Source organism: Methylobacterium sp. J-078 (genome assembly GCF_022829285.1).
In the GTDB taxonomy this organism is placed as follows: Bacteria; Pseudomonadota; Alphaproteobacteria; order Rhizobiales; family Beijerinckiaceae; genus Methylobacterium.
Window position 1 is genome coordinate 1 of record NZ_JAKSYI010000016.1, and the last position, 25,260, is coordinate 25,260.

Below are 25,260 nucleotides of genomic sequence, written 5' to 3' on the forward strand. Positions count from 1 at the left end.
CACTCCCCGCCCAGCTCGGCCCCTCGTCTCAACGCCGTCGAGCGATCCTTCTCTTCCCGTACCCGTCGCCCTCTACAACGGGCCACCTTCTCCGGAGTCGTCGACCTGCAGGCCCCCATAAGTCGCTACACCGCCCAGCACAACCGTAGACCAAAGCCCTTCAGCTCGACTAAACCCGCCTCTGCAATCTTCGACGCCCTCAGCCGAGCTCCTGAACCATCCGTCTGAGACAGAGCACTAGGAGCCGGCCGCGCCTTCGCCGCCGAGACGCCGGTCACGGTCGGCATCCTCTACTCGGGGTCTAAGCAGGATTACGGCTACAACCAATCGCACGCGAACGCGGCGGCGGCCCTGCGCAAGCTGCCGGGCGTGAAGGTCATCGAGGAGGAGCGCGTGCCCGAGACCATCGCGGCCCAGCGCTCGATGGAAGGCATGATCAACCAAGACGGCGCCAAGCTCATCATCGCGACCTCCTTCGGCTACTTCGACCCCCATGTGCTGAAGATCGCCGCGAAGTATCCGGACGTCACCTTCGCCCATTGCGGCGGCATCTGGAAGCCGGGCATGCCGGAGAACGTCGGGACGTTCTACGGATACATCTTCAGCGCCCAGTACCTGTCCGGCATCCTGGCCGGCCACATGAGCAAGTCGAAGAAGCTCGGCGTGGTCGCGGCCAAGCCCACCCCTAACCTCATCCGCAGCATCAATGCGTTCGCGCTCGCTGCCCGTTCCGTCGATCCGAGCATCACTGTCCAGGTGATCTTCACCGGCGAGTGGACGAACCCGGTCCGCGAAGCCGAATCGGCGACGTCGCTGATCGATCAGGGCGCCGACGTCATCGCCTGCCATGTTGATAGCCCGAAGGTCGTCGTCGAGACGGCCGAGAAGCGCGGTGTGATGTCCTGCGGCTACCATTCGAGTCAGGCCGACCTCGCGCCGAAAGGCTACCTGACCGGGGCCGAGTGGAACTGGATCGTGCCCTACACCGACTTCCTCGACCGTGCGCGCGCCAAGCAACCGCTTGAGCACTACCTGCGCGGCGGCCTCGCAGCCAACTTCGTTAAGACCGGGCCCATCGGCGCGGCCGTCACCCCCGCGGCCCGCGCGGCGCTGGAGCAGGCGCGTGGCAAGCTGATCTCGGGCGAGACCGTGATCTTCTCCGGGCCGCTCAAGGACAACAAGGGCAACATCGTCGTCCCGGCCGGTACCGTCCACAAGGAGAACGACCGGGCGCTCGACCCGATCAATTACCTCGTCGACGGCGTCACCGGTCAAGCCTGAGGCGAGCCATGAGCGCGACCGCCACCAGCCCCCCGGCCGCCCGGCCCCTTGCCCTCGGCCGAGCAGCCTACGCATTGCTCCTGCCGATCGCCGCGATCCTGATCGCGGCCCTCGCCTTCGCGATCTTCGTCACGCTCTACGGCAGGAATCCCGCCGAGGTCTTCACGACCATCTATCTCGGCGGCTTCGCCAGCACCTTCGCGTGGCAGAACACCCTGTCGCGGGCCGCGCCGCTGATCCTGGCCGGCCTCGCCGTGGCGATTCCCGCGCGTGCCGGCATGATCATCATCGGCGGCGAGGGGGCACTGGCCCTCGGCGGGCTCGCCGCCGCCGCGACCTACCTGGCGCTGCCGGCTCCGCCGCTGGTGGTTCAGGCCGCGATGCTGGTCGCGGCCGTCCTGACCGGCGGCCTGCTCATCGGTCTCGCCGGCTGGCTTCGGCAGTATCGCGGGATCAACGAGACGATTTCGAGCCTCCTGCTGTCGTACCTCGCTCTCGCGGTGTTCCACCAGCTCGTGGAGGGGCCGCTCCGAGACCCCGAAAGCCTCGACAAGCCGGCGACCGCCCCCCTCGCCCCGGAGGTCATGCTGCCAGCGATTCCCGGCACCGACATCCACATCGGTCTTGCCATCAGCATCGCCGTGGCGCTGCTCGCCTTCGTCTTCATCCGCTACACCGTCTGGGGCTTCACCCTCAGGATCGTCGGCGGCAGCGCCAAGGTCGGCCGTATGATCGGTCTCCCGGTGAACCGCTGGATCACGGGCGCGGCGTTCGCCGGTGGGGCGATGGCGGGGCTCGCCGGCGCGGTGGAGGTGGCGGCGGTGCAGGGCACGGCCAGTCACTCCCTCATCGCCGGCTACGGCACCAGCGGCATCCTCGTCGCCTTCCTGGCGCGGCAGAGTCCCCTCGCGGTCATTCCGGTCGCGATCCTGATGGGCGGGCTGCAGGCGAGCGGCAGCCTGCTGCAGCGGCGGCTCGATCTGCCCGATGCCTCGATCCTGGTCTTTCAGGGCCTCCTCTTCGTGGCCGTCCTCGTGGCCGACGCCCTCGGCCAGAGCTTCAGGGACAAGAACGGAGGCGGGCGATGACATCCGTCGACACGCTCGGCTGGCTCGCGCTGCCCCTCGCCCTCCTGGGCGGCGTCATCCGAACCGCGACGCCCTTCATCTTCGTGAGTCTCGGCGAGTGCATCACGGAGCGCTCGGGCCGGATCAACCTCGGCCTCGAAGGCAACCTCGTGCTCGGCGCGATGTGCGCCTACGCGGCGTCCTATCTTTTCGGCTCGCCCTGGATCGGCGTCCTGGCAGCGGGGCTCGTCGGCCTCCTGTTCTCCGCCCTGCACGGCGTGATCTGCAGCGTGCGCCGGGTGAACGACACCGCCGCGGGGATCAGCCTCCTGATCCTCGGCACCGGCCTTGCCTTCTTCGCCGGCAAGCCGTTCATCGAGCCGCAGGCGCCCCAGCTCCCGAACATCCCGCTCGGGTCGTGGTCGACGCTGCCGCAGGTCCGCGCTGCGCTGGACGTGAACCCGCTGTTCTTCATCGGCATCGCGGCGGCGTTCGCGCTCCACGTCTTCTTCAAGCGCACCGGCCTCGGCCTGATGGTCCGCACGGTCGGCGACACGGAGGACGGCGCGCGCGCCCTCGGCTTCCCCGTCATCCCGACCCGCATCCTGGCGACCATGGCGGGCGGGTTCATGGCCGGCATCGGCGGCAGTTTCCTGTCGCTGTCCTATCCGGGGAGCTGGAGCGAGGGTCTGTCGAGCGGCCAGGGCATCATGGCGGTGGCCCTGGTGATCTTCGCCCGCTGGAGCCCGCTCCGGGCCCTGGGCGCCTCGATCCTGTTCGGTGCCGCCGGGGCGATCGGCCCCGCCCTGCAGGGGATCGGTGTGACCGGCTACTACTACCTGTTCAACGCCGCCCCCTACCTCCTCACCCTCGTCGTCCTGATCGTGTCCTCCTCGCCCACCCGGCCCTCCGCCGACGTCCCGCGCGAGCTGAAGCTGAACCGGTGATCCGCGATGGCACGACTGGCTCAACCCACTCCCGTGGATCCGCAGGACGGCCTCAGGCTCGAGATCGTCGGGCTGACTAAGCAGTTCGGCGCGCTCCGTGCCCTGGACGATGTCTCGATCAAGGTGCCGGCCGGCAGCTTCCATGCCCTGCTCGGCGAGAACGGCGCCGGCAAGAGCACCCTCGTGAAGTGCCTCGTCGGCTACTACAAGCCGGATGCCGGACACATCGTCATCGACGAGGGTGAAGCCAGCATCGCTTCGCCCAAGGACGCGGATGCCGCCGGCATCGGCATGGTCTACCAGCACTTCACCCTGGTGCCGTCGATGACGGTCGCCGAGAATCTCGTCGTCAGCGGCGGCACGCTGCCGGGCCTGATCAACTGGCGGCGCGAGCGCGAACGGCTGAAGGGCCTGTTGGCGACGCTTCCCTTTGCGAACGATCTCGACGCGCGGTGCGCCCATCTCTCGGCGGGTGAGAAGCAGAAGATCGAGATCGTCAAGCAGCTCTACCTGCGCCGGCGGCTTCTCATCCTCGACGAACCGACTTCGGTCCTGACCCCGGCGGAAGCCAAGCAGCTGCTCGGCTACGTTCAAGAACTGACCCGGATCGGCCGCCTCACGGCGATCATGATCACGCACAAATTCTCCGAGGTCACGGCCTTCGCCGACACGGTGAGCGTCTTGCGCCGCGGACGCTGCGTCCGGTCCGGAGCGGTCGCCGACCTGTCCGTGGCCGAACTCGGCGAGGCGATGGTGGGCGCACCCGTCGCCGCGAGCACGGGCCGCCGGCAGCGTGCCGCGCGCGAGCGACCGGAGCTTCGCTTGTCCCTGCGCGACGTCACCGTCGCGGGCGATCATGGACCTGCCGCCGTTTCGGGCCTGTCGCTCGATGTCTTCGCCGGCGAGATCGTCGGTATCGCGGGCGTCTCCGGCAACGGCCAGAAGGAACTCGTCGAGGCGCTTATGGGCCAGAGCGCCTATTCCGGTACCGTGACGGTGGACGGCGAGACGTTCGGCGGAACCCGCGCTGAGATCGCCCGGCACCAGATCTACGGTCTGCCGCAGGAGCCCCTGAAGAACGCTTCCGTGCCGGATCTTTCGCTCGCCGAGAACATGGCCCTGCGAAACTACGATCAGGCGCCCCTCCGGCGCGGCATCTTCCTCGATCGCCGCGCCATGGCGCGGCAGGCGAAGAGCTTCGTCACGGAGTTCCAGGTGAAGGCGTCCGGGCTCGGAGCCAAGATGGCGACCTTGTCCGGCGGCAATGTCCAGCGGGCGGTGCTGGCCCGCGAGTTGAGTCACCCGGTCCGGGTGCTGATCGCCTCGAACCCGACCTTCGGCCTCGACTTCGTCGCCTGCCAGGAAACCCACGCCCGAATCCTCGCGGCCCGCAACCAAGGGGCGGGGGTGCTCCTGCTCTCGGAGGATCTCGACGAACTGCTCGAACTTGTGGACCGCATCGCGGTGATCAGCGAGGGACGCATCGTCTACACCGTCGCGGCCGAGGCGGCCGAGAAGGCCGAACTCGGGCGGCACATGGCGGGCGGCTGATGCGGCCCAGTGCAGCCAGCGGACTTCGCCACCCGCAAGACAACCGGGCAAGCGATGTCCGACCCTCTGAAGATATGATGCGCAATAGTTACGCGGACTAACGACGAAGGGTACTTACTTGCAATATCGTCCCGGATGCTGGGTCCAGGGCGATTCATACGTCGACTCCGCATGATCGCGGTCGACGTCTTCGGTCGATCGACCTCGACTCGGCCCCATCACCGACCTCGCTCACACAGGGAAGACTTCATGCCGCTCATGCGTTTCGATATCCTGGAAGGCCGTACTGATTCCGAGCTCAAGTCTCTGCTCGATGCCGCGCACGAGGCGATGCTGGAGGCCTTCGCCGTGCCGCCGGGCGACCGTTACCAGATCGTCACCGAGCATAAGCCCTCGCGGATGATCGTCGAGGACACCGGCCTCGACATCCCGCGCACCAAGGATGTGGTGGTGGTGCAGATGATCACCCGCCCGCGCGGCAAGGAGAAGAAGGCACTGTTCTACCGGTTGCTCACAAAGAAGCTGCAGGCTGCGTGCGGCATCGCGCCCGCTGACGTGATGGTGTCGACGGTAGAGAACACCGACGAGGACTGGTCGTTCGGTCACGGCCGCGCACAGTTTCTGACCGGCGAGCTCTGATCGCGCGCTCGACCTGCATGTCGGCCGTCGGTTTCCCGGCGGTCGGCGATACGCCCTCGCCTTGAGGCGGACCGCGCGCTCCCACGGAGGGGAAGCCGGTCCGTCGCAGGAAAGCATGACGGGACGGGGGACGAGGGTAGCCTACGAAAAGCCTGCTCAAGGCCAAGTCTTGCTCCGAGTATAGAGATAAACATCGGCTTTCTTCAAGCAAAATTGAAGATTTTATTCGATCCGATTGGGTCTGCTGGGGCTATTATTTTAGCGATTCGAAGCGATTTTAGCCCAAAGACATGAACAATCACCCGGCTGCACAGGATTGGATGAGAGGGATGCGGACCGATCTGTCGACCGATGACATACGATCCGGCGATAAGTTCGGTCAATGGTGCGAACTGATTCGCGAATACGACTGTCCTGTCGAGGGCTCGCGAAACGGGGACATGCCATTCGAAGCTCACTTGGAGGTCTTCGATGTCTGTACCATGCCGGCTCGTCGCCTCATGCAAAGTCCGGCGCAAAACGAAATTTGCGGAACGCACGGGCGCAAAAACGGCTTCGACGATGCTTTTCTAGCGGTCGGCTTCCGGACACGTGGAATCGCGCAAACCCTGCAGAATGTTCGGATCTCAATCCAGAGAGCCGGAGACATCGTTATCCGGGAGCTTCGACCGTTAACGCTATCGATCAGCGAAAACATCGAGGAATACAACATCATCGTCCCCAGGCATCGCATTGAGAAATTTCTGGGTAATGCGAAGATCTTCACCTCGCTGACACTGGAGGCCGCGGAGGCTTCGACGACCCTGGCGAACAGTTTCTTCGCCGAATTGATCCGTACTCGCAATCAGCTCTGCCCTGATACCGCGGCCCGCATGGGGTCCATCGGTCTCGATCTGATCGTCGCCAGCATGGCCGAACGTCTCGCGCGCGAGGTTCCCAAACCCTTGCACGGGACCCTCGTGGTTCAGAGGGCTAAGGCCCACATCGAAGCTCATATCGATGATCCCACCCTCGATCCGGATCAACTCGCGGCGGCCATGGGCGTGTCGCTGCGCCGGCTCCAGGAACTGTTCAAGCAACAGGGACACCATATTTCCGAATGGATCTGGGAACGCCGCCTGGACACCGCCGCGGAGCACTTAACTGATCACAGGTCCGGTCATGTTCAGATCGCAGAGCTTGCCTATGGCTGCGGTTTTTCGAGTCAGCCGCATTTCTCCCGGCGATTCAAGGATCGGTTCGGCGTGACGCCACGCAACTATAGGGAGCATGTAAAGTCGCAGGGGGAAACTCAGAGTGCCTAGCTTTCGTTTCCAAGGAGGTTGTCCTTGGTCAGTCTGCTGACGGATGTCTGCCCTCTGATGCCCATGTGCGTGCGCTGGCAGTTGTAGGGAAACAGGAAGGCCGGGAGTTCGTCGCGACGCTGGTCGGAGGTGTTGTAGGCACGCGTGTCGGCCCATTCGCGCAAACTGGTCTGGACGAAGCGTTCGACCGTGCCGTTGGTCTTTAGGGTATAGGGCCGCGTGCGCTCGTGCTTGATCCTAAAGCGGCGCACCGCCTTGGCGTAGCGTCGCGATTCAAAGGCAGGGCCATTGTCGGTCATCAGCCGCTCGACCACGATGCCGTGGCGTCCGAAGAAGCGCAGGGCCTTGAAGATGAAGGCGAGGCACGAGCTGCGCTTCTCGTCGGGCAGGATCTCGCTGACGGTAACCCCGCCGCTGCCCGACAGCGCCCAGGCGTCGGCACGCGCAAAGGGCGCGGAGCGGTTCGATGAGTTCTTGCAATCGCTCGGGCGGCGGCTTGCGACGGGCGATCGGTTTCTGACGGAACTGTCGCGCGATGTCGGCGCAGGAAGACATGGTGGCGATGGGCAGGCTCGCTCGGCAAGTGGACGATGCGGGCAGGCCGAACGGATCCTCGATCAGGCCACTCCTGCGAGATGGGTTTCGGCAAGAACCGTCACGTATTACGGTTTCGCAACGGCCTGACTTGCGGCTGGAGGGCACGAGCAGAGGCGGTTCCGACCGCCTTGCTTCGCGGCGTAGAGCGCTCCATCCGCGCGCTCGATAAAGCTGTCCTGATCGACGTCCTTGTTCAGCGATGCCGCGCCGATGCTTGCCGTAACCTTCAGATGCGCACCGTTCGGCAGAGTGATCGAAGTGCCGGCGATTTCGTGGAGCAGGCGTTTGCCGAGCGTCGCCACGTCGTTGAGATCGCTGTCGAGTGCGACCACCAGGAATTCCTCGCCCCCGTACCGCACGACCCGGTCCGACGTTCGACAGGATTCGAGGATCAGGCCGGCGACATGTTTCAGGACGAGATCGCCGACAGGATGACCATACGTGTCGTTGACGTGCTTGAAGTGATCGAGGTCGATGAGCAGGGCGGACAATGGCCGGCGCGACCGTTTCGCGATCGCCACCTCGGCTTCGATCATCTCGTCGAGATACCGGCGGTTGAACGCGCCGGTCAGGGGATCACGGATAACGTCGCTTTCAAGTTTCGCGATGCGGACGATGTCGCGGGTCGTGAACGCCGAAAGTTGCGAAACGATGAGGACGAAGGCACCGCCCGCAAGCAAGATGGTGGAGACGATAAGGTCGGCTATTCGATTGACATGGGTGACGAAGCTGAGCGTTCCGTAAACAGCGTAGCCCAGCATGAACAGAACGATGAGAGTGCCAAGGATTCGCCACATGCGATGCAGGCGACCCTCGCGCACCATCGCAAGGATGTCTGAGATCGGCTTTAGCGAAGCTGCCAGCAACGCCATTCCGACAAGGATCATGATGGAGCTTAACCAAGACATAAACTAGTCTTGGCAAGAATAATTTAAATTATGATTTAGCGCTTAGATAAGCATTGATAGTTACGTCGCGATTCGGTGAATTCCTGCGGTCTCTCGGCTGGCGCGAGCTAGCCTTGAGGCGCTTCGGGGATTTTTCGAGGAACGTGGACATGGCTGGAAAATTCTCGCGCCGATGGCCGCATTTTCTCTGTTATAGGGCCGCGTGGTTCGATAAGTATTGAGTTAGACAAAATTCCGGCTCTTTTAATCATCCCCGTTGGGGGAACGTCTGTGTCGTCCCCGGCGTGATCGGGGATCGAATGTCGGGATCGCACCAGAATTCGGCGAGTTTGACGCGCGGCGCGCGGATGCCGCACCGCGCTCGGCCCGGCCATCGCCCGGTTCTGGAAGACCCCGCCGTCGTCGAAATGATGCTGAACCCGGACGGCCGCCTGTCGATCGACCGGCTGTCGGAAGGTCTGTCCGATACAGATGTCACCGTGGCGCGGGGCAACGCCGCGCCTTGCGGACAGGCGCCGGCCGCGGTGGCAGGCTGCCATGGGAGATGCCGTGATCCGCCGACGCGACGGAACCGGTCGCGCGCTCAGAAGTCGACCGTGGCGGAGACGAGGAAGGTTCTCGGCGTGCCCTGGCTGAGGATACCTCGGCCGGTGGAGGCCCAGTAGTTGTTGCCCGTCACGTTCACGACATTGGCCCGGAGCGTCAGGGGCCGGTCGTTCAGGGTGGTGGCGTAGCGCATGCCGAGATCCAGGGTGGCCCAGTCCGGTATCTTCTGGGTGTTGGCGAGGTCGTAATATTGCGACGTCGTGTAGATCACCCGTCCCGTCAGGCTGAGGCCCGGCAAGAGGTAGGGCGGCAGATCATACTCGCCGTAGAAGTTCAGCTGAACGCTCGGCACGCCGACGGCCACCTTGCCGACGTTCGAGGCGAGTTGGGCCGCGACCTGCACGCCGTCGAGGAGACTGACGCCGCCGAGGACGCGCACGCCCGGGACCGGCTCGCCGAACACGGTGAGTTCGATGCCGTCGTTGCGCTGGCGCCCGTCCACGGAGAACACCAGGGTGCGCGGGTCGGTGAAGCCGAACGGCTGCTCGATGCGGAAGGCGGCGAAGCCCACGCCCACGACACCGAAATCGTACTTCGCGCCGATCTCGGTCTGGCGCGACACGGCGGCCGGGAAGGCGGCCGAGGCGTTGACCGCGTTCACCGGCGGGGCGGGCGAGGTCAATCCCTCGATGTAGTTGCCGTAGATCGACAGGTGCTCGAGGGGCTTCACCACGAGGCCGAAGCCTGGGGAGAAGGCGCCGCTGTCGCTGGCACCCGTCCGGAGCCCCGTGGTGGGGCTGATCGATTTGACGTCGATGTCCTGCCAGCGCCCGCCGAGGGTGAGGAGCACCCGGTCGTCGAAGAACGACAGGGTGTCGGCGATGGCGAGGCTGCGGTTGGTGCGGAGCGCCGTGGTCGGCGTCAGCCGGGAGAGGGCGGCGGCATTGCGCGGCGCCACGATGACCGGGTCGTACAGGTTCGACACGATGGTCGGCCCGACGTTGACGCCCGGCACCTGGGACTGATCCATCCAGAAACCGACCGCGGCAAGGCCGAAGCTGTGCTTGACCGGACCGGTCTCGACGGTGCCGCGCAGGCCCGCCTCGGCCGTGTTGTTGACGATGTGGAACGGGATGAAGGAGATCGGATCGCGGTAATCTCCGCGCGCATTGAAGATGCTCAGCACGCCGCCGAAATATTCCTGGCGAAAATTCGAGGTTCCGAAGGCTGCGTAGGCGGTGAGGTTGTCCGTGAGGTCGTATTCGAACCGGACGGCCGCGGACTTGTTGGCACTGTCGCGGTATTCCCACGGCTGCTGCTGGTTCAGGGTCAAGTCGGGCGCGCGGGGAATCGCGAAGCCCGACAGCACGGAGCGGTTGCGCAACGGAGAGGTGAAGTCGAGCTGCTGGTAGCCGAGATCCGCACTCGCCCGCAGGCGCTCGCCGCGATAGTCGAGGGCGAGCGCCGCGACGCCGAAATGCAGGCTCTGGTTGTCGATGGGGGTGTTGCCGTTGTTCAGCGCCCCGTTGAAGCGGATGCCCCACTCCTTGTTGTCGCCGAAGCGCCGGCTGACATCGATGGCCTTGTAGATCTGGGCGTCGGACGAATAGCCGATGGTGGCGCGGGTCAAGGGCTCGTCGCCCGCGCGCTTCGGGATCAGGTTGATCACGCCGCCGATGTTGCCGAAGGGCGGAATGCCCGAGAGCAGGGTCGAGGGGCCGCGCAGGACCTCGACGCGCTCGATGGGCTCGATGGCGGGGTTGAAGGCGTCGGCCACGCCGAACAGGCCGTTGAAGCCGATGTCCTGGGCGAAGACCGGAAAGCCCCGGATGAAGAAGCCGAGGATGCCCGAGAAGGCCGGGACGTTGGTGCGGATCGAGGGATCGTTGTTGACCACGTCCTGGACGTTGCGCGCCTGCTGATCGCGGATCAGCTTGTCCGTGTAGCTCGTGCTGCTGAACGGCTGGTCGAAGACGTTGCGGTTGCCCAGGAAGCCGAGCCGGGAGCCTGACGCCACCGCGCCGCCGGCATAGGGCGGCGGCGGCGGGCCGACGACGGCGTTGGGATTGGCCGGCGCGCGATTCCCGCTGCCGCTGCCGGACCCGCTTCCCTCGACCGAAAGCTCACCGAGTTGAACCGCCTCCTGCGCGTTCGCCGCGCCGTGGCCGGCGACGAAGGCCGCGGCGATCAAGCCGACGACTCCGGATTTGCCTTCCTTACGGCGGCGTACCCGCGAATTCTTTGTCATCGAGACACTCCGGTGGCGACGCGACTACGACGCATTCCTTCGGAACGCGAACGGGAGGTGACAACCGAATGCCCTCCCTCCATCGGCTCCATCGCCTCAAATGTCTGATGCTGCAAGGTGAGATCCAGCGAAATAGGCTCTTATAAAGCCCATCGTTGCCAGATCAGCACAAAGCTATATTGAAATAGTTCCAAATTGTATAAATTCTACTCTTCCGAATCGGGAGCATTCAGCAATCGCTGATCGGTGCTTGCCCCGGGTCTCCGCGGTTCACTTCCTCCGGCAGCCCTTGACTGGAAATTCCTGACTCTCAGAGCGAGCCGAGCCATACGGGCGCGCACAGAGAAGGACCATGGATGGAATTTTTTGGTACCGTTCCAAAGTAAATAAGATGCTCTTTTGAGTAGCTACAAATACATAACGTCATAATTCAGAATTCTTTCGACGCTGATCTTGATTTTTAGTGGTGATCTCCTCCATTTGCGCCGACACCGACTGGACGACGCGCATGAAGAGCTCGACCTCTTCGTCCGCTTCGCCTCGGTCACATGACAGCAACGGAGCAACAGCAATGACGCCGAATGCCGGACCGCCCGTTGGACAGACCCCGCTCGTAGCCCTGGATCGCCTGTTCCCGCCCGAGATCGTGCCGGTCTTCGCCAAGCTCGAGATGCTCAACCTCGGCGGCAGCGTGAAGGACCGTACGGCCAACCACATGGTCGGCGAGGCCATCGCGGCCGGCCGGATCACGGCGGGGAGTCATCTGGTCGAGAGTTCGTCCGGCAATCTCGCCGTCGCTCTGGCGATGATCTGCAGCCGTCAAGGCCTGCCGTTCACCGCCGTGGTGGATCCCAAGATCGCACCGGCCAACCGTCACCTGATCGAGGTCTTCGGCGGCCGGATCGACATGGTGACACGGACGGATGCCCAGGGGGGCTACCTCCAGACCCGGGTCCGGCGCGTCGCGGAACTGGTCGAGACCCTGCCCGGCGCGGTCTGGCTCAACCAGTACGCCAACCCCGACAATTGGCGGGCGCATTATCACGGCCTCGGCGCGGAGATCGTACGCGAGATGCCGGCGGCCCCCACCCATGTGGTCGCCGCCGTGAGCACCTGCGGCACCCTGATGGGGCTGGCCCGGCGCCTGCGGGAGCGCTGGCCGGGCATCGAGGTCATCGCCGTGGACATCGAGGGCTCGGTGATCTTCGGGGCCAAGGGCGGCCCCCGCGACATTCCGGGGATCGGTGCGAGCCGCGTGCCCGAGCAACTGTCGTTGCCCGAGGTCGATGCGGTGATCACCGCCACCGACTGGGAATCGACCCTGGCCTGCCGCCGCCTCGTGGCGCACCAAGGCATCCTCGCCGGCGGCTCCTCGGGCACGGTGGTGGCGGCCATCGCCAAGCTGATCCCGACCCTCCCGGCCGGATCGCGCATCGTCACGCTGCTGCCGGACCGGGGCGAGCGCTACCTCGACACGGTCTACGCCGAGGACTGGCCGGCCCCCGAGCGCCGCATCACCCGACCCTTCGCCGCCTCCTACCGCCGCCTCGCCCGCCGCGCCGCCGCCTGAACGCACGGCCACCCCGCAACATCCCCGGCCCGACGGTCCCCGTCGGGATCGCCCGCTCGCGCCATCCTCATCCCCGCCACGGAATTCCCCGATGACAGAAGCGACCCTGCGCTACCTCTCGCGCTCCGACATCGCCGGCCTCGGCGGCGACCGGTCCGATCTCTACATGGAAGCGGTGGAGGCGGGTTTCCGCCTGCACGCCGCCGGCGATTTCGTGCAGCCGCTCAAGCCCTACCTGCGCAGCCCGCGCACGGACCACATCGCCGACCGCATCATCGCCATGCCGGCCTGGATCGGCGGCGCGCAACCCATGGCCGGCCTCAAGTGGATCGGCTCGAAGCACGACAACCCGTCCGCGCGCGGTTTGCCGCGCGCCAGCGCCGTCATCGTGCTCAACGATCCCGAGACGAACTATCCCGTCGCGGTGATGGAGGCGGGCCTGATCAGCGCCATGCGCACCGCCGCCGTGACCGGCCTCGCCATCCGCCACCTCGCCCGCGGCGGCTTCACCGAGGCCGCCATCATCGGCTGCGGCCCCATCGGCGAGCAGCAGGCCGCGATGCTGGCCGAACAGTTCCCGAGCCTGGTGCGCCTCCGCCTGTTCGACCTGCGCCCCGAGGCCGCCGAGGATCTGTCGGCCCGCATCCGGGACCGGTTCCCGCATCTCGCCGTCACCCTCGCGCCGAGCGCCGAGGCGGCCGTGCGCGGGGCCCCCGTGGTGATCACCTGCACGGTGACGGACAAGCCCTACCTGCCCTTTGCCTGGCTCGCGCGCGGCACCCTGCTCGCCAACGTCTCGATCATGGATGTCGAGCGCGAGGTGTTCGTGAAGGCCGACAAGGTGGTGGTCGACGATTGGGACCAGTCCAACCGCGAGAAGAAGATCATCAACCTCCTCGTGGAGGCGGGCGCGTTCTCCCGCGAGCGCCTGCACGCCGAGCTCGGCGAGATCATCGTCGGTCGGAAGCCGGGCCGGGAGACGGACGACGAGATCATCCTGCTCAACCCGATGGGCATGGCCATCGACGACATCGCCTGCGCCCGCGCGATCCTGGCGCGGGCCGAGGCGGCTCAGGCCGGCACCCTGTTGCCGCTGTTCTAGGGGGCGAGGCAGTGGCGTCTCCAACCGCGCGGCCTGATCTGGCACGCGACCTCCTCGCCGAGACCTTCGATGCCCTCTGGATCGAGGATATTGGCGGCCTCCGGACTCAGGCGACCATCGGCGACCCTTGGGGACCGGACGGAGCGCGGGACTACGCCCTGGCCCTCGGCGCGGGGCACCTGCGGGCGCGGATGGTGCCGGACGGCTGGCGTCCGGGCCTTCGCCTAACCGGACCCGTCCGATACGAGACGGCCGGCGCGGCGCAGGACCTCGACGCGGTCGACCTTCTCGCCCGCATCCTCTCGGTCGTACCGGATCTGCCCGAGGGCGCTGCCCAACGCACCGTCACGCAGGCCCGCGCCATCCTCGACCGGGCGGCCCTCTGGGCGGACACGGCCGAGGTGTTGGAGGCCGAGGTGCTTGCCGGATCGACTTTGGCCTTCGAGCGCCTCGCGGCGTGGCGCGACCGGCCGTTCCACCCCCTCGGGCGCGCTCGCCACGGGTTCAGCTCCGACGAGGCCGTGGCCTACGGTGCCGAGCACGGCCGCCTCTTCCCCCTCGACTGGTACGCCGTGGCGCGCGATCGCGTCGCCGCGGCTCCCGGTGCCCATCCGGCCGGCCCGGCCGCCGCCCTGCTGGGACCGGGCCAGCGCGCGCATCTCGACGCCGAACTCGCCCAGCGCGGGCTCGGCGCCACGCACGTGCCCCTGCCGGTGCATCCCTGGCAGGCGGTGCACAGCCTGCCGGTGCGGTTCTCCGACTGGCTCGCCGATGGCCGCCTCGTTGCGCTGACCTTCCAGGGGCCGCTCGCCGCCGCAACGTCGTCGCTCAGGACCCTGGCGTTCCCGGTTCGGCCGGACCTGCATCTGAAACTGCCCCTGGACGTGCAGACGCTCGGGGTCCGACGCACCCTGCCGCCGCAATCCCTGCACAACGGTCTGCACGGCGCCGGCCTGCTCGCCACCGTCTGCGCCCGCGACCCCTGGTTCGCCCGCCACGTGGCCCTGGCCGACGAGACCGCGTTCTGGCACGCCACGGAGACGGACGGTGATCTCTACGCCGAGCGCCCGGCCCTGCTCGGCTGCGCCATCCGGCATCTGCCGGTGGAGGGGGCCGTGCCGGTGCCGCTGGCGAGCTTCGCCGTGGCGCCGCTGGGCGGCCTGCCGCCGGTGGTGCGCGCCCTCGGCCTCGGGGCCGGTGACCTGACCGCCCTGTTCTCCGGCCTCGCCGACCTCGTCGTCGGCACTGCCCTCGGTGGGGCCTGCCTCGGTTTCGTGCCGGAACTGCACGGGCAGAACGCCCTCGTGCTGATGGCGGGCGGCGTGCCGGCGCGCCTGCTGCTGCGCGACCACGACACCGTGCGCTGCGCGCCCGCCTGGCTCGACGAGGGCGGCCTGCCGGTGCCGGCCTACCTGATCACCGATCCGATCCACAACACACTGCTCCTGCGCCGGCCGGAGGATCTCCTTGCCTACGTGCAGACGCTGGCGATCGACGTCGCCCTGCGCGCCGTGGCGGAAGCCTTCGCGGCGGCCTGCGTCGGGTTCACCCTTCGCGTGGCCCGCACCATCCTGATCGCCACGGTGGAGCGGGTGCTGGCGCGGGCGGACATCCCGGCGTCGCGCCGCGACGGGATCGCCGCGCGGATGCTCGGGCAGGAGACCGCCCCGTTCAAGGCGGTGCTGGCGCCGCTTCTCGCCGCCGGCACCCTCGGAACCTCGATGCCGAGCCGCCTCGACAGCACGCCGAACCCGCTCTGGCGCGGGGGCCTGTCGTGAGCGGCCCGGCCCGGCCCACCGCCCTCATCGCCCTGCAGGTTCTGGTGACGGCTCTGCCCCTGGCGCTGCTGCCCTTCCTCGGCCTTACGGTCGCGCGGATGAGCCCATCCCCTGCCCTCTGGACCGCCCTGGCGCTCGCCGCCCCGGCCGTCACGACCCTGGCCCTGACGCCGGTCTGGACCCGGCTCGCCCAGCGCTTCTCCCTCGGGAGCCTGCTGCTGTGGACCGGCGCGGTAAGTGGGCTGAGCTGCGCGATGATCGCCCTGGCCGGGCATCCGACCGTCCTCGTCCTGGCCCGCCTTCTCCAGGGGGCTGCGGGGGGCGGCGTCGTCCTGGCCCTGGCGTTCCGCGCCACCGGCGCGACCGCTGGCGCGGGCTTCACCCGGATGCAGCAGGCATCGGCCGCCGGTTGCCTCGTCGGGCCGGTGCTCGGCGGACTCGCCTTCGAGTCCGAACGCTTCGGCGCGCTGATGCTCCTCGGCGGCGGGTTGACCGTCCTCGCCGCCCTCCTCGCCGCGCCGGGGCTCCGTGCCGTGCCGCCGGAGCCCACCGCTGAAAGTGGGGCGGGACGGATACGCGGCGGCCCCCTCCTGTTCGCGGGCATGTGCGGCAGCGCGGGCGCCTTCGCCTTCGTGGCCTTCTTCCCCACCTGGGCGACGGCGCACGATCCCACGCTCTACACCCCTGGCCTCATCGGCGGGCTGCACAGCCTGAGCTGGCTCGCCGCCCTGCTGATCCTGCCCGTCTGGGGCCGAGGCATCGACGCCGCGGCGCCGGTGCCGGTCCTGGCGCTCGCCCTTGTCGGCACAGGGCTCGCCTTCGCGGCCATCCCCCTCGACCTCGGCCTTTGCGGGATCGTCGTCCTGCGCTTGGCCCAGGGGGGCCTGTACGCCGGCCAGGCCCCGGCCCTGTTCGCCGCGATGGATGCCGCCGGCCCCGGCCGCGTCGCCGGCATCGCCCAGGCGCGGGCCAGCCTCACCGTCGGCCAGCTCGTCGGTCCGTTGGCGGCCGGGCTCATGCTCGCCCCCTTCGGTCCCGGCGGCGCCCTGTGGGCGGCGGCCTGCCTCTCACTCGCCGGTGCCGTGGGCCTCCTCGCCGCGCGCACCCGTCCGATCCCATCACCCTGGAGCCGTGCCCGATGACGCTGCCCCTCACCGAACCGCGCTCGGACCCCGTCGCCGTCACCTGGGCCCGCCTCGGTCTCGAACGCCTGCTCAACACCTGGCTGCGCGAATCCGGGGACGGCCCCGAACCCGTCGCGGGTGCGATCCGGGCGATCCGCATCGGCACGGACACCGTCCTGGCCCCGTGCCGGCGCGCCTCGCCGGGCGGGTTCCATGCCTGGGGACCCTTGCGCCTGCGGTCGGCGGACGGGCGCACCACGCCCCTCGACGACCCGGCCGACCTCGCACGCCGCATGATCTACGCCCTCGTGCCCGAGGCGACGCCCGTACGTGAGGCGACGAAGCGCCGGATGCTCGACGGGCTCGACCGCGCCCGCGCTCATGCCGTCGCCTGCGCCGGCCGCGTCGCCGACCGTACCCCCGCAGGGCTGGAACAGAGCCTCTGGCACGGCCACCCGTTCCACCCGCTGGCGAAGAGCGTCGACGGCTTCACGGAGGCCGACGCGGCGGCCTACGCGCCCGAGCAGGGGGCGGCCTTCGCCCTTCGGTGGTTCCTCGCCGATCCCGACCTCGTCGCGGGCCAGTGGCGCGAGGCCGGGGCGGAAGCGGTGACCCGGGAGGCCCTGACCGCCCTGTCCGGCCTATCTCCCGAACGAATCGCCGGCCGCGTGCTCATCCCGAGCCATCCCTGGCAGGCGGCCCGGCTCGCCGCCGACCCGACGGTGGCGGCCCTCGTCGCGGCGGGCCGCCTCGAACTGACCCCGCCCAGCGGCGCGCCGGTGCGACCGACCTCCTCGGTGCGCACGGTGTACAGCGAGACGGCGAACCTGTTCCTCAAGCTGCCCATCGCCGCGCGGATCACAAACTTCGCGCGCACCAACAGCCGCGAGCACCTGGCGCGCAGCCTCGCTGCCGCCCGTGCCCTCCGGGCCGTCCCGGACGTCGTGGCGGGGGCCGGCCTCGACATTCTCAGCGAGCGCGGGGCCCTCGCCCTCGACCGTCCGGAGCTGGAGGCGGTCACCGGCGTCCTCGTGCGCGAAGGCCCCTCGCGAAACGCCTTCGTGGTGGCGGGCCTCCTCGAACCCTCGCCCCGCGACGGTCGGCCGATCCTCGCCGGGATGGGCTGCGATCTGACCGGCCCCGCGACCGCCGCGGCCTGGATCGACGCCTATGCCCGCGTCGCGATCCTGCCGCCGCTGCGCCTGTTCGCCGCCACCGGCATCGGCCTGGAGGCGCATGCGCAGAACAGTCTCCTCGCTCTGGTCAACGGGCTGCCGGCCCGCCTCGTGGTGCGCGACCTCGAAGGCGTGAGCATCGACGCCGCCTTGTTCGCCGGCGTCGCACCCGATCACGCCCTCGATCCGGCGGTGCGCTACACGGGGGAAGAGGCGTGGGCGCGCCTCGTCTACTACCTCGTGGTCAATCAGGTCGCCCACGTGGTCGCCACCGTGGCGCGCGCCGCCGGAATCGACGAGGCCCCGCTCTGGACCGCCCTCGCCTGGACCCTCGCGGCGGCGGACGAAAACCCGAACGTCCGGGCGCTCATCGACCGCCTCCTCGTCACCCCGACCCTGCCGGCCAAGGCCAACCTCGCGAGCTGCCTCGCCGGGCGCGGCGAGCGGCCGGACTACGTGGCCATCGCGAATCCCCTGCGTGTCGGTGAACGCGTCCGGTCCCACCCGGACGATGCGGCCCGGGAAGACGCCACGTGGGACGAAGCCGGTCGGCGCGTTGCCGGCCAACTGCTCGGCGCCCTGCTGCACGAGGACCTGCTGCCCGACGGAATCGTTCGGTATGATGGTCCCGACACGGCCCTCTCCGTGAGCCTCGCGCCATCGGGCACCAGGCGGCGCTACCGGGCGCGCGCGCGCCGGATGCACGCCTACGGGCGGGTGCTCATCGAGCCCGGCAGCCTCGCGGCTGAGGATGGCCCGGTGACGCACGCCGCCGCCTTCCTCGAAGATCTCCTGCCCGACCTGCCGGGCAAGGCCGCCGACCACGCCCGCTTTGCCGAGGAATTGGCCAGGACCCAGCACAACCACGCCGACGCCCTGCGGCACGGCGCCGGCCGGAGCCTCGCCGACCTCCCCTACGACGACCTCGAAAGCGCGCTGCCGGACGGCCACCGCTACCATCCCTGCTTCAAGTCCCGCATCGGCTTCAGCCTCGCCGACAACCGCGCCTTTGGCCCGGAATTCGGAGCGGCGATCCATCCGGTCTGGGTCGCCACGCACCGGTCGATCGCGGACGCGAAGGCGATGGGCGTGCCGGACGGGCAGGACGCGGACCTCATCGCCCTCAGCCTCGACGCGGAGACCCGCGCCCGCTTCGCCGCCCGGATCGTGGAGCGGGGCGGGCAGCCGCGCGAGTTCCACCTGCTGCCGGTCCATCCCTGGCAATGGGAGCGGGTGGGAGACGCCGCCACGGCCCCCCTGCACCGCGCCGGCACGCTCATCCGCCTCGGGCCCGCGCCCCACGCCTATTCCGCCCAGCAATCGATCCGCACGCTCGCTGACCGCACAGAGCCCCAGGCGCCGACGCTGAAGCTCGCGCTCTCCATCCGCAACACCTCCACGGCCCGGACCCTCGCACCCCACACGGTGCTCAACGCCCCCATCGTCAGCGCCTGGCTGCAGGCGGTGATGGCGGGGGACCCGTTCCTGCGGAATTCGGGCACGATCCTGCTCGCCGAGCGCATGGGTGTCGCGGTGACGGTGCCCCCCGAGATCGATCGCGACGGCACCCTGCGCGGCGCCCTCTCGGCGATCTGGCGCGATCCCGTCGCCCCCCATCTCGGCACCGAGGCGGCGGTTCCGTTCACCGCGCTCACCCACCGCGACGGCACGGCTCCCTTCATCGCCGACTGGATCGCCCGGCACGGCGCCGAACCCTGGGTCGATGCTCTCCTGCGAGCGGCTCTGCTGCCGGTGATGCACCTCCTGCTGGTGCAGGGCATCGCCCTGGAGAGCCACCAGCAGAACATGGTGCTGCTCCACCGCGACGGCTGGCCGACCCGCGTCGCCCTCAAGGACTTTCACGACGGGGTCCGGTTCGTGCCCGATCTTCTGGCCGGAACGCGCCCATCACTCGTGCCGACCCCGCCTGAGCACGCCCGCGTCAACGCCAATTCCTACGTCGAGGCGCGGGACGTGGAGGATGTCCGCGACTTCGTGCTCGACGCGCTCCTCGGCGTGAATCTGGCGGAACTCGGCTGGTGCCTCGACCTCTGGTTCGGCTATCCCGAGACGCGGTTCTGGGACCGGATCGTCGAGGCCCTGCACCTCCATTGCGCTGCCTGGCCGGCGGCGCGGGCGGGTGCCCGGCGCTACCGCATCGCCGCCGAAACCCTGGTGGTGGAGGATCTCGCCCGGCGCCGGCTCGATCCGGCCGGAGCCGCCGGGCGCCCGCGTCCCAATCCCCTGGCGCCCCTCGCCGCGAGCCTCGGGATATGAGCGCGCGCCTGCGCCTGCGGCGTTGCCTCGACGCCGGTCGTCCGGCCAGCGGCCTGTTCGTTTCGATCCCGGCGCCCGAGATCGTTGAGATCGCCGCCGTGGCTGGGTTCGATTTCGTCCTCGTCGACCTCGAGCACACCCTCATCGACGGCGCCGCCCTGGAGCATCTCCTGGCCGCGGCGGACCGGGCCGGCCTCAGCGCCCTGATGCGGGTGCCGGACGCGCGCTCGGAGCGGATCCTGCCCTGCCTCGATGCGGGGGCCGCCGGCATCGTCGTGCCGCGCGTCGGCTGCGTGGCCGACGCCGAGGCCGCGATCACCCGCGCGCGCCACGCCCCGCGCGGCCGGCGCGGAGTCAATGCCGGGCGCCTCGGGCGCTACGGCGACTGCGACCTGCCTGGGCTCCCCGCCCGCCTCGACCGCGAGACCCTGGTGATCGCCATGATCGAGGACCCGCCCGGCCTCGCCGAGGCCGGGGCCATCGCCCGCCTCGACGGCATCGACGGCCTGCTGCTCGGCGCTGCCGACTACGCCCAGGCCTTCGGCCTGCCCTGGCAGACCCGTGCTCCGGCGGTGATGGCGGCCGGGACGGAGCTCGCGGAGCAGTGCCGGGCTGCCGGCATTCACGCCTTCGCCATCGCGCGCGACGCCTCCGACCTGACCCGCCTGCGCGCCGAGGGGCACCTCGGCCTCGTGCTCGCCAATGACCGGGGCCTTCTGCGCCGAGCCCTCACCGAGACCCATCGCGCATGGCGCGAAACGGAGCCGTCCGCGCCATGACCCTGTACCGTCCGAACCCCGCCCAGATCGCCGCCGCGACCAGAGAAGAGGCCCCGGCCTGCGCCTTCCTGCACGACCTCGACGCCCTGAGATGCCAGGTCGACGCCCTGCGCCGCCCCCTGCCGGCGGAGGTGGATTTCTTCTACGCGGTGAAGGCCAACAACGACCCGCGCATCCTGCGTACCCTGGCTCCCCATGTCAGCGGCTTCGAGGTCGCCTCCGTGGGCGAGATCCTGCGGGTGCGCGACGCCGTCGGCGCGCGGGCCCGCATCGTCATGGGCGGGCCGGCCCGGACCGCGGACGACATCCGCATCCTCATCGCCAACGGCGTCGAACGTCTCCATGTCGAGAGCCTGCACATGCTGCGCCTCGCCGATGCGGGCGCGCGGCAGGCCGGCGCGATCCTGCCGGTGTTGCTGCGGGTGAACCTGACGGGTCCGGTGCCGGGTGCCACCCTCACCATGGGCGGGGCCGCGACGCAGTTCGGCATTGAGCAGGCGATGATTCCGGACGCCATCGCGATCCTGCGTGATTGCCCGGGCCTGCGCTTCGAGGGGCTCCACTTCCACACCGTCTCGAACGACCGGGATGCCGCTGGCCACGCTGCCCTGTGCGCTGCACAACTGGCCCTCGCCCGCGACTGGGCGGCGACGCATGGACTCGACCTGCGGATCGTCAACCTCGGCGGCGGCTGGGGCGTTGATTATGCCGACCCCGCATGGCGCTTCGACACGCAGGACTTCGTCCGGGCGCTGTTCCCCCTCGGGACCGGCGCACCGCGCGTGCAGTTCGAGTGCGGCCGGATCGTCGCGGCCTATCACGCGGCCTATCTGTGCGAGATCGTCGATCTCAAACGGTCGCACGGGCGCGCCTTCGCGCTCCTGCGCGGCGGCACTCACCATTTTCGCCTGCCGAGTTCCTGGGGGCACGACCATCCATTCGTGGTCCTGCCCCGCGACGCCTGGCCCCATCCCTGGCCCCGGCCGGAAATCGCCGGGGGCCGGCTCACGCTCGCGGGTGAATTGTGCACGCCCAAGGATATCCTGGCCCGCGACGTCCCAGTGGACCGGGTCCGCATCGGCGACCGCGTCTGTTTCCTCATGGCCGGTGCCTATGGCTGGGACATCTCCCACCACGACTTCCTCCGTCATGCCTACCCGGAGCGCCACTTCTTCGAAGCCGCCGAACGGCAGGGACAGGCCGCATGACCGCCACGGACCTCATCCTGATCCCCCCAGCGGGCCTTCGTCCGACGGAGGCGTTCCGCCCCGATCGGGTCCGTACGGTGATCGCGCTCATCGTTGCGGGCCAAGCTTGGACGCAGCCCATTTGCGTCGAGCGCGAGACACTGGCGATCCTCGACGGGCACCATCGCCACGCCGCCGCGATCCAGCTCGGCCTCGCCCGCGTGCCCGTGCGCATGTTCGACTACGATCGGGTGGGACTCGGCTCGTGGCGTGAGGACTGGTGCCCGACGCGCACGGATGTGCTGCGGCGTGCCCGCGACGGGGATCTGTATCCGCCGAAGACCACGCGCCATACCTTCCCGGTCGAGACGACGGTCTCCATCGGACTCGCACACCTGATCTGAAGGGCCGGCCCGCCGAAGGCTGCGGTATCAGGGCGAAGCCGAAGTGGACCCCTCCGCCCCTCCGCTGCATCGCCGGCTTGGTCATGCGCCGGAGCGACCCGTAAAACCAGATTGAAGGCTTGCGCGATGGCGTCGCGGGCCATCTGGGCTATCTATCGCGCGCGCCCCGGGCGGAACCAGCCTGCGGCCAGCCCGAGGCCTCCGAGGGAGTACGCTCGCCATGACCCGGTACGTCGGCGCCATCGACCAGGGCACCACCAGCAGCCGCTTCATCGTGTTCGATCGGGCGGGGCGCATCGTCGCCTGCCGGCAGCGCGAGCATGCCCAGGTCTATCCCCGCCCCGGCCATGTCGAGCACGATCCTGCGGAGATCTGGCGCAACGTCCAGGCCGTGATGGGCGAGGCCCTGGAAGCGGCCGGTCTCGTCCCGGCGGACCTCCTCTCCATCGGCATCACCAACCAGCGCGAGACCACCGTGATCTGGGACCGCCGGACGGGCGCGCCGCTCCACAACGCCCTGGTCTGGCAGGACACCCGCAACGACCGGCTCGTGGCCGCCTATGCCGGCGACGGCGGGCGCGACCGCTTCCGCGCACGCACCGGCCTTCCGCTGGCGAGCTACTTCTCCGGCCTCAAGCTGCGCTGGCTCCTAGACCATGTGGACGGCGCGCGGGAAAAGGCGGAAGCCGGGGACGTCCTGTTCGGCACCATCGATTCCTGGCTCGTCTGGAACCTGACGGGCGGCCCGGAGGGTGGCCTTCACCTCACCGACGCGACCAATGCCAGCCGCACGCAGCTCATGGACCTGGAGACCCTGGCCTGGGACGCGGGCATGCTGTCGGCCTTCGGCATCCCACGCGCCATGCTGCCCGCGATCGTCTCGTCCTCCCAGGTCTACGGCGAGACGCGGGTGCCCTTCGCGGGCGTGCCGATCGCCGGCATCCTGGGCGACCAGCAGGCGGCGCTGTTCGGACAGACCTGCTTCCGGCCCGGCGAGGCCAAGAACACCTACGGCACCGGCTGCTTCGCCCTGATGAACACCGGCCCGACGCCGGTGCCCTCCGCCTGCGGCCTCGTCACGACCCTGGCCTACAAGCTCGACGGCCAACCGGCGGCCTACGCCCTGGAGGGCTCGATCGCCATCACGGGCGCCCTGGTGCAGTGGCTGCGCGACAATCTGCGGATGATCCAGGACAGCGCCGAGGTGGAGCACCTGGCCACCACGGTGGCGGACAATGGCGGCGTCTACTTCGTGCCGGCCTTCTCGGGCCTCTACGCGCCGCACTGGAACGAGGGCGCGCGCGGCCTCATCATCGGCCTGACCCGCTACGCGAATCGCGGCCACATCGCCCGCGCCTGCCTGGAGGCGACGGCCTTCCAGACGCACGAGGTGCTGGAGGCGATGGAGAAGGATTCGGGCATCGCCGTGCGCGAACTCCGCTCGGACGGCGGCATGGTGGCCAACGACACTTTGATGCAGTTCCAGGCCGACATCCTCGACGTCCCCGTGGTGCGCCCGCGCGTCACCGAAACCACCGCCCTCGGCGCGGCCTACGCGGCCGGCCTCGCCACGGGCTACTGGCGCGGCACCGATGACCTCGTGCGGAACTGGGGCGTCGATCGGCGCTGGGAGCCGAACATGGACGCGGCCGAGCGCCGGCGCATCACCGCCACCTGGGGCCGCGCGGTCCGGCGCGCCGTCGACTGGGACGAGCCCGAGGCCTGATCGAGATCGCTCCCGTGCGCACCACGGCGGCACCGATCGCGCCGCACCGGGTTGACCTCGCGGCCCTACCCGCCGCCGAGCAGGAACCGCGACCTCATGGATAGTCATGCCGGACAGCCGATCGTCGTCCTCGCGGGCCTCGGCGGTGATCTCGGCGGCCGGATCGCCCGGGCGCTCATCGCCGAGGGTGCACAGGTTCGCGCCCTGGTGCGCCGGGCGGGCGGCGAGGGTCCGCGCCATATCCCCGAAATCGCCGGCCTCACTCGGGTCACGGTCGAGTACGCGGATGCCGTGAGCCTGTGTGAAGGCTGTCGGGGCGCCGCCTGCGTCGTCTCGGCCCTGAACGGCCTCGAACCCGTCATCCTGGAGGCCCAGGGGCGCCTCCTCGACGCGGCCGTGGCGGCCGGGGTGCCGCGCTTCATCCCCTCCGATTTCTCCCTCGACTTCACCAAGACCCGGCCGGGCGACAACCGCAACCTCGATCTCCGGCGGAGTTTCTTGACGCGCATCGATGCCGCGCCGATCCGCGCGACCTCGATCCTCAACGGCGCCTTCGCGGACCTTCTCACGGGTCAGGCCCCGATCATCCTGAAGCCGCTGCGCCGGGTCCTGTACTGGGGCGATGCCGACCAGCCCCTCGACTTCACCACCAAGGAGGACGTCGCCCGCTACACAGCCGCGGCAGCCCTCGACGCCGAGAGCCCGCGCCTCCTGCGGATCGCCGGGGATGTGGTGACGCCGCGCGACCTCGCGGCGATGATGAGCGCGCTCACCGGCGCGCGGTTCGGCCTCTTGCGCGCCGGGAGCCTCGACCGCCTGTCCCTGATCATCCGGGTCGTCCGACGGCTGACGCCCGCGAGCGACGCGGTGTTTCCTGTCTGGCAGGGCCTTCAGTACCTGCGCGACATGGCAAGCGGCCTCGGCCACCTGCATCCCCTCGACAACGACCGTTACGGGGCGCGGCCCTGGACGAGCGCCCGACAGGTGCTCAGCAGCGAAGGCTGATGCGAGGTGTCATACGGTTTTCAGTTGATTGCTTCGGTCAGTCTG

At 68.9% G+C, this 25,260-nt stretch carries 18 protein-coding genes and 4 pseudogenes; 19 read left to right on the forward strand and 3 right to left on the reverse strand.

The features are described from left to right. The 7 genes and pseudogenes from MKK58_RS00480 to MKK58_RS00510 form a co-directional block, all read left to right on the forward strand. Nucleotides 1-228, forward strand: a pseudogene (locus MKK58_RS00480) (IS630 family transposase); the annotation flags it as partial. 57 nt (nt 229-285) lie between these two features. Next, nucleotides 286-1,281: a BMP family ABC transporter substrate-binding protein gene (locus MKK58_RS00485; protein ID WP_243910275.1), complete on the forward strand. Its 996-nt coding sequence runs from the start codon at nt 286-288 to the stop codon at nt 1,279-1,281. 8 nt (nt 1,282-1,289) lie between these two features. After that, nucleotides 1,290-2,369, forward strand: coding sequence for an ABC transporter permease (locus MKK58_RS00490; RefSeq protein WP_243910258.1), 1,080 nt, complete (start codon nt 1,290-1,292; stop codon nt 2,367-2,369). Further along, a complete protein-coding gene (locus MKK58_RS00495; RefSeq protein ID WP_243910259.1) occupies nt 2,366-3,295 on the forward strand; it encodes an ABC transporter permease in 930 nt (309 codons plus the stop codon). The genes MKK58_RS00490 and MKK58_RS00495 overlap by 4 nt, the downstream gene beginning before the upstream one ends. 6 nt (nt 3,296-3,301) lie before the next feature. Next, nucleotides 3,302-4,846 (forward strand): ABC transporter ATP-binding protein, encoded by a 1,545-nt coding sequence (locus tag MKK58_RS00500; protein WP_243910260.1) that lies wholly within the window; start codon nt 3,302-3,304, stop codon nt 4,844-4,846. A 249-nt stretch (nt 4,847-5,095) separates the two neighbouring features. Then, nucleotides 5,096-5,485, forward strand: coding sequence for a tautomerase family protein (locus tag MKK58_RS00505; protein WP_243910261.1), 390 nt, complete (start codon nt 5,096-5,098; stop codon nt 5,483-5,485). Between the two features lie 329 nt (nt 5,486-5,814). Continuing rightward, entirely contained in the window at nt 5,815-6,789 is a 975-nt protein-coding gene (locus tag MKK58_RS00510; protein ID WP_243910262.1) for a helix-turn-helix domain-containing protein, read from the forward strand. Here the strand turns inward: MKK58_RS00510 and MKK58_RS00515 are convergent. Next, nucleotides 6,786-7,190 (reverse strand): annotated as a pseudogene (locus tag MKK58_RS00515) (integrase core domain-containing protein); the annotation flags it as partial. The gene MKK58_RS00510 and the pseudogene MKK58_RS00515 overlap by 4 nt on opposite strands. Between MKK58_RS00515 and MKK58_RS00520 the strand changes: the two are divergent. Beyond that, nucleotides 7,180-7,329, forward strand: a pseudogene (locus tag MKK58_RS00520) (CopG family transcriptional regulator); the annotation flags it as partial. The pseudogenes MKK58_RS00515 and MKK58_RS00520 overlap by 11 nt on opposite strands. 122 nt (nt 7,330-7,451) lie before the next feature. Here MKK58_RS00520 and MKK58_RS00525 read toward each other — a convergent pair. Then, nucleotides 7,452-8,273: a GGDEF domain-containing protein gene (locus tag MKK58_RS00525; protein WP_243910263.1), complete on the reverse strand. Its 822-nt coding sequence runs from the start codon at nt 8,271-8,273 to the stop codon at nt 7,452-7,454. A gap of 320 nt (nt 8,274-8,593) precedes the next feature. Between MKK58_RS00525 and MKK58_RS26945 the strand changes: the two are divergent. Continuing rightward, nucleotides 8,594-8,768 (forward strand): annotated as a pseudogene (locus MKK58_RS26945) (P-type conjugative transfer ATPase TrbB); the annotation flags it as partial. Nucleotides 8,769-8,877: 109 nt separating this feature from the next. Here the strand turns inward: MKK58_RS26945 and MKK58_RS00530 are convergent. Further along, on the reverse strand, nt 8,878-11,088 hold the full coding sequence (locus MKK58_RS00530; protein WP_243910264.1) for a TonB-dependent receptor: 2,211 nt from the start codon (nt 11,086-11,088) through the stop codon (nt 8,878-8,880). Nucleotides 11,089-11,659: 571 nt separating this feature from the next. Between MKK58_RS00530 and sbnA the strand changes: the two genes are divergently transcribed. From sbnA to MKK58_RS00580, 10 genes are all read left to right on the forward strand, one after another. Further along, on the forward strand, nt 11,660-12,658 hold the full coding sequence (gene sbnA, locus MKK58_RS00535) for a 2,3-diaminopropionate biosynthesis protein SbnA (RefSeq protein WP_243910265.1): 999 nt from the start codon (nt 11,660-11,662) through the stop codon (nt 12,656-12,658). Nucleotides 12,659-12,749: 91 nt separating this feature from the next. Further along, nucleotides 12,750-13,760 carry a 2,3-diaminopropionate biosynthesis protein SbnB gene (sbnB, locus tag MKK58_RS00540; RefSeq protein ID WP_243910266.1) on the forward strand — a complete coding sequence of 337 codons (1,011 nt, stop codon included), beginning with the start codon at nt 12,750-12,752 and terminating at the stop codon, nt 13,758-13,760. Nucleotides 13,761-13,771: 11 nt separating this feature from the next. Beyond that, nucleotides 13,772-15,538: an IucA/IucC family protein gene (locus tag MKK58_RS00545; protein ID WP_243910267.1), complete on the forward strand. Its 1,767-nt coding sequence runs from the start codon at nt 13,772-13,774 to the stop codon at nt 15,536-15,538. After that, nucleotides 15,535-16,680: an MFS transporter gene (locus MKK58_RS00550; RefSeq protein WP_243910268.1), complete on the forward strand. Its 1,146-nt coding sequence runs from the start codon at nt 15,535-15,537 to the stop codon at nt 16,678-16,680. Before MKK58_RS00545 ends, MKK58_RS00550 begins: the two co-directional genes overlap by 4 nt. Next, nucleotides 16,677-20,114, forward strand: coding sequence for an IucA/IucC family protein (locus tag MKK58_RS00555; protein WP_243910269.1), 3,438 nt, complete (start codon nt 16,677-16,679; stop codon nt 20,112-20,114). The genes MKK58_RS00550 and MKK58_RS00555 overlap by 4 nt, the downstream gene beginning before the upstream one ends. Next, the gene (locus MKK58_RS00560; RefSeq protein ID WP_243910270.1) at nt 20,111-20,893 is read left to right on the forward strand and encodes an HpcH/HpaI aldolase family protein; all 783 of its coding nucleotides are present in this window, start codon (nt 20,111-20,113) and stop codon (nt 20,891-20,893) included. Before MKK58_RS00555 ends, MKK58_RS00560 begins: the two co-directional genes overlap by 4 nt. Continuing rightward, nucleotides 20,890-22,101 carry a type III PLP-dependent enzyme gene (locus MKK58_RS00565; RefSeq protein WP_243910271.1) on the forward strand — a complete coding sequence of 404 codons (1,212 nt, stop codon included), beginning with the start codon at nt 20,890-20,892 and terminating at the stop codon, nt 22,099-22,101. The genes MKK58_RS00560 and MKK58_RS00565 overlap by 4 nt, the downstream gene beginning before the upstream one ends. Continuing rightward, the gene (locus MKK58_RS00570; protein WP_243910272.1) at nt 22,098-22,484 is read left to right on the forward strand and encodes a ParB N-terminal domain-containing protein; all 387 of its coding nucleotides are present in this window, start codon (nt 22,098-22,100) and stop codon (nt 22,482-22,484) included. The genes MKK58_RS00565 and MKK58_RS00570 overlap by 4 nt, the downstream gene beginning before the upstream one ends. Nucleotides 22,485-22,704: 220 nt before the next feature. After that, complete coding sequence (gene glpK / locus MKK58_RS00575) at nt 22,705-24,210, forward strand: glycerol kinase GlpK (RefSeq protein ID WP_243910273.1); 1,506 nt, start codon at nt 22,705-22,707, stop codon at nt 24,208-24,210. A gap of 96 nt (nt 24,211-24,306) precedes the next feature. Beyond that, nucleotides 24,307-25,215, forward strand: a complete 909-nt coding sequence (locus MKK58_RS00580; protein ID WP_243910274.1) for an NmrA family NAD(P)-binding protein — start codon at nt 24,307-24,309, stop codon at nt 25,213-25,215. The last annotated feature ends 45 nt before the right edge of the window (nt 25,216-25,260 follow it).

Bases quoted from the DNA above. Each gene is read 5' to 3' on its own strand.
- MKK58_RS00510 (WP_243910262.1), top strand. From the start codon at position 5,815: ATGCGGACCGATCTGTCGACCGATGACATACGATCCGGCGATAAGTTC.
- MKK58_RS00500 (WP_243910260.1), top strand. From the start codon at position 3,302: ATGGCACGACTGGCTCAACCCACTCCCGTGGATCCGCAGGACGGCCTC.
- MKK58_RS00505 (WP_243910261.1), top strand. From the start codon at position 5,096: ATGCCGCTCATGCGTTTCGATATCCTGGAAGGCCGTACTGATTCCGAG.
- MKK58_RS00495 (WP_243910259.1), top strand. From the start codon at position 2,366: ATGACATCCGTCGACACGCTCGGCTGGCTCGCGCTGCCCCTCGCCCTC.
- MKK58_RS00530 (WP_243910264.1), bottom strand. From the start codon at position 11,088: ATGACAAAGAATTCGCGGGTACGCCGCCGTAAGGAAGGCAAATCCGGA.
- glpK (WP_243910273.1), top strand. From the start codon at position 22,705: ATGACCCGGTACGTCGGCGCCATCGACCAGGGCACCACCAGCAGCCGC.
- MKK58_RS00570 (WP_243910272.1), top strand. From the start codon at position 22,098: ATGACCGCCACGGACCTCATCCTGATCCCCCCAGCGGGCCTTCGTCCG.
- MKK58_RS00565 (WP_243910271.1), top strand. From the start codon at position 20,890: ATGACCCTGTACCGTCCGAACCCCGCCCAGATCGCCGCCGCGACCAGA.
- MKK58_RS00525 (WP_243910263.1), bottom strand. From the start codon at position 8,273: ATGATCCTTGTCGGAATGGCGTTGCTGGCAGCTTCGCTAAAGCCGATC.
- sbnA (WP_243910265.1), top strand. From the start codon at position 11,660: ATGACGCCGAATGCCGGACCGCCCGTTGGACAGACCCCGCTCGTAGCC.
- MKK58_RS00490 (WP_243910258.1), top strand. From the start codon at position 1,290: ATGAGCGCGACCGCCACCAGCCCCCCGGCCGCCCGGCCCCTTGCCCTC.
- MKK58_RS00580 (WP_243910274.1), top strand. From the start codon at position 24,307: ATGGATAGTCATGCCGGACAGCCGATCGTCGTCCTCGCGGGCCTCGGC.
- MKK58_RS00555 (WP_243910269.1), top strand. From the start codon at position 16,677: ATGACGCTGCCCCTCACCGAACCGCGCTCGGACCCCGTCGCCGTCACC.
- MKK58_RS00560 (WP_243910270.1), top strand. From the start codon at position 20,111: ATGAGCGCGCGCCTGCGCCTGCGGCGTTGCCTCGACGCCGGTCGTCCG.
- sbnB (WP_243910266.1), top strand. From the start codon at position 12,750: ATGACAGAAGCGACCCTGCGCTACCTCTCGCGCTCCGACATCGCCGGC.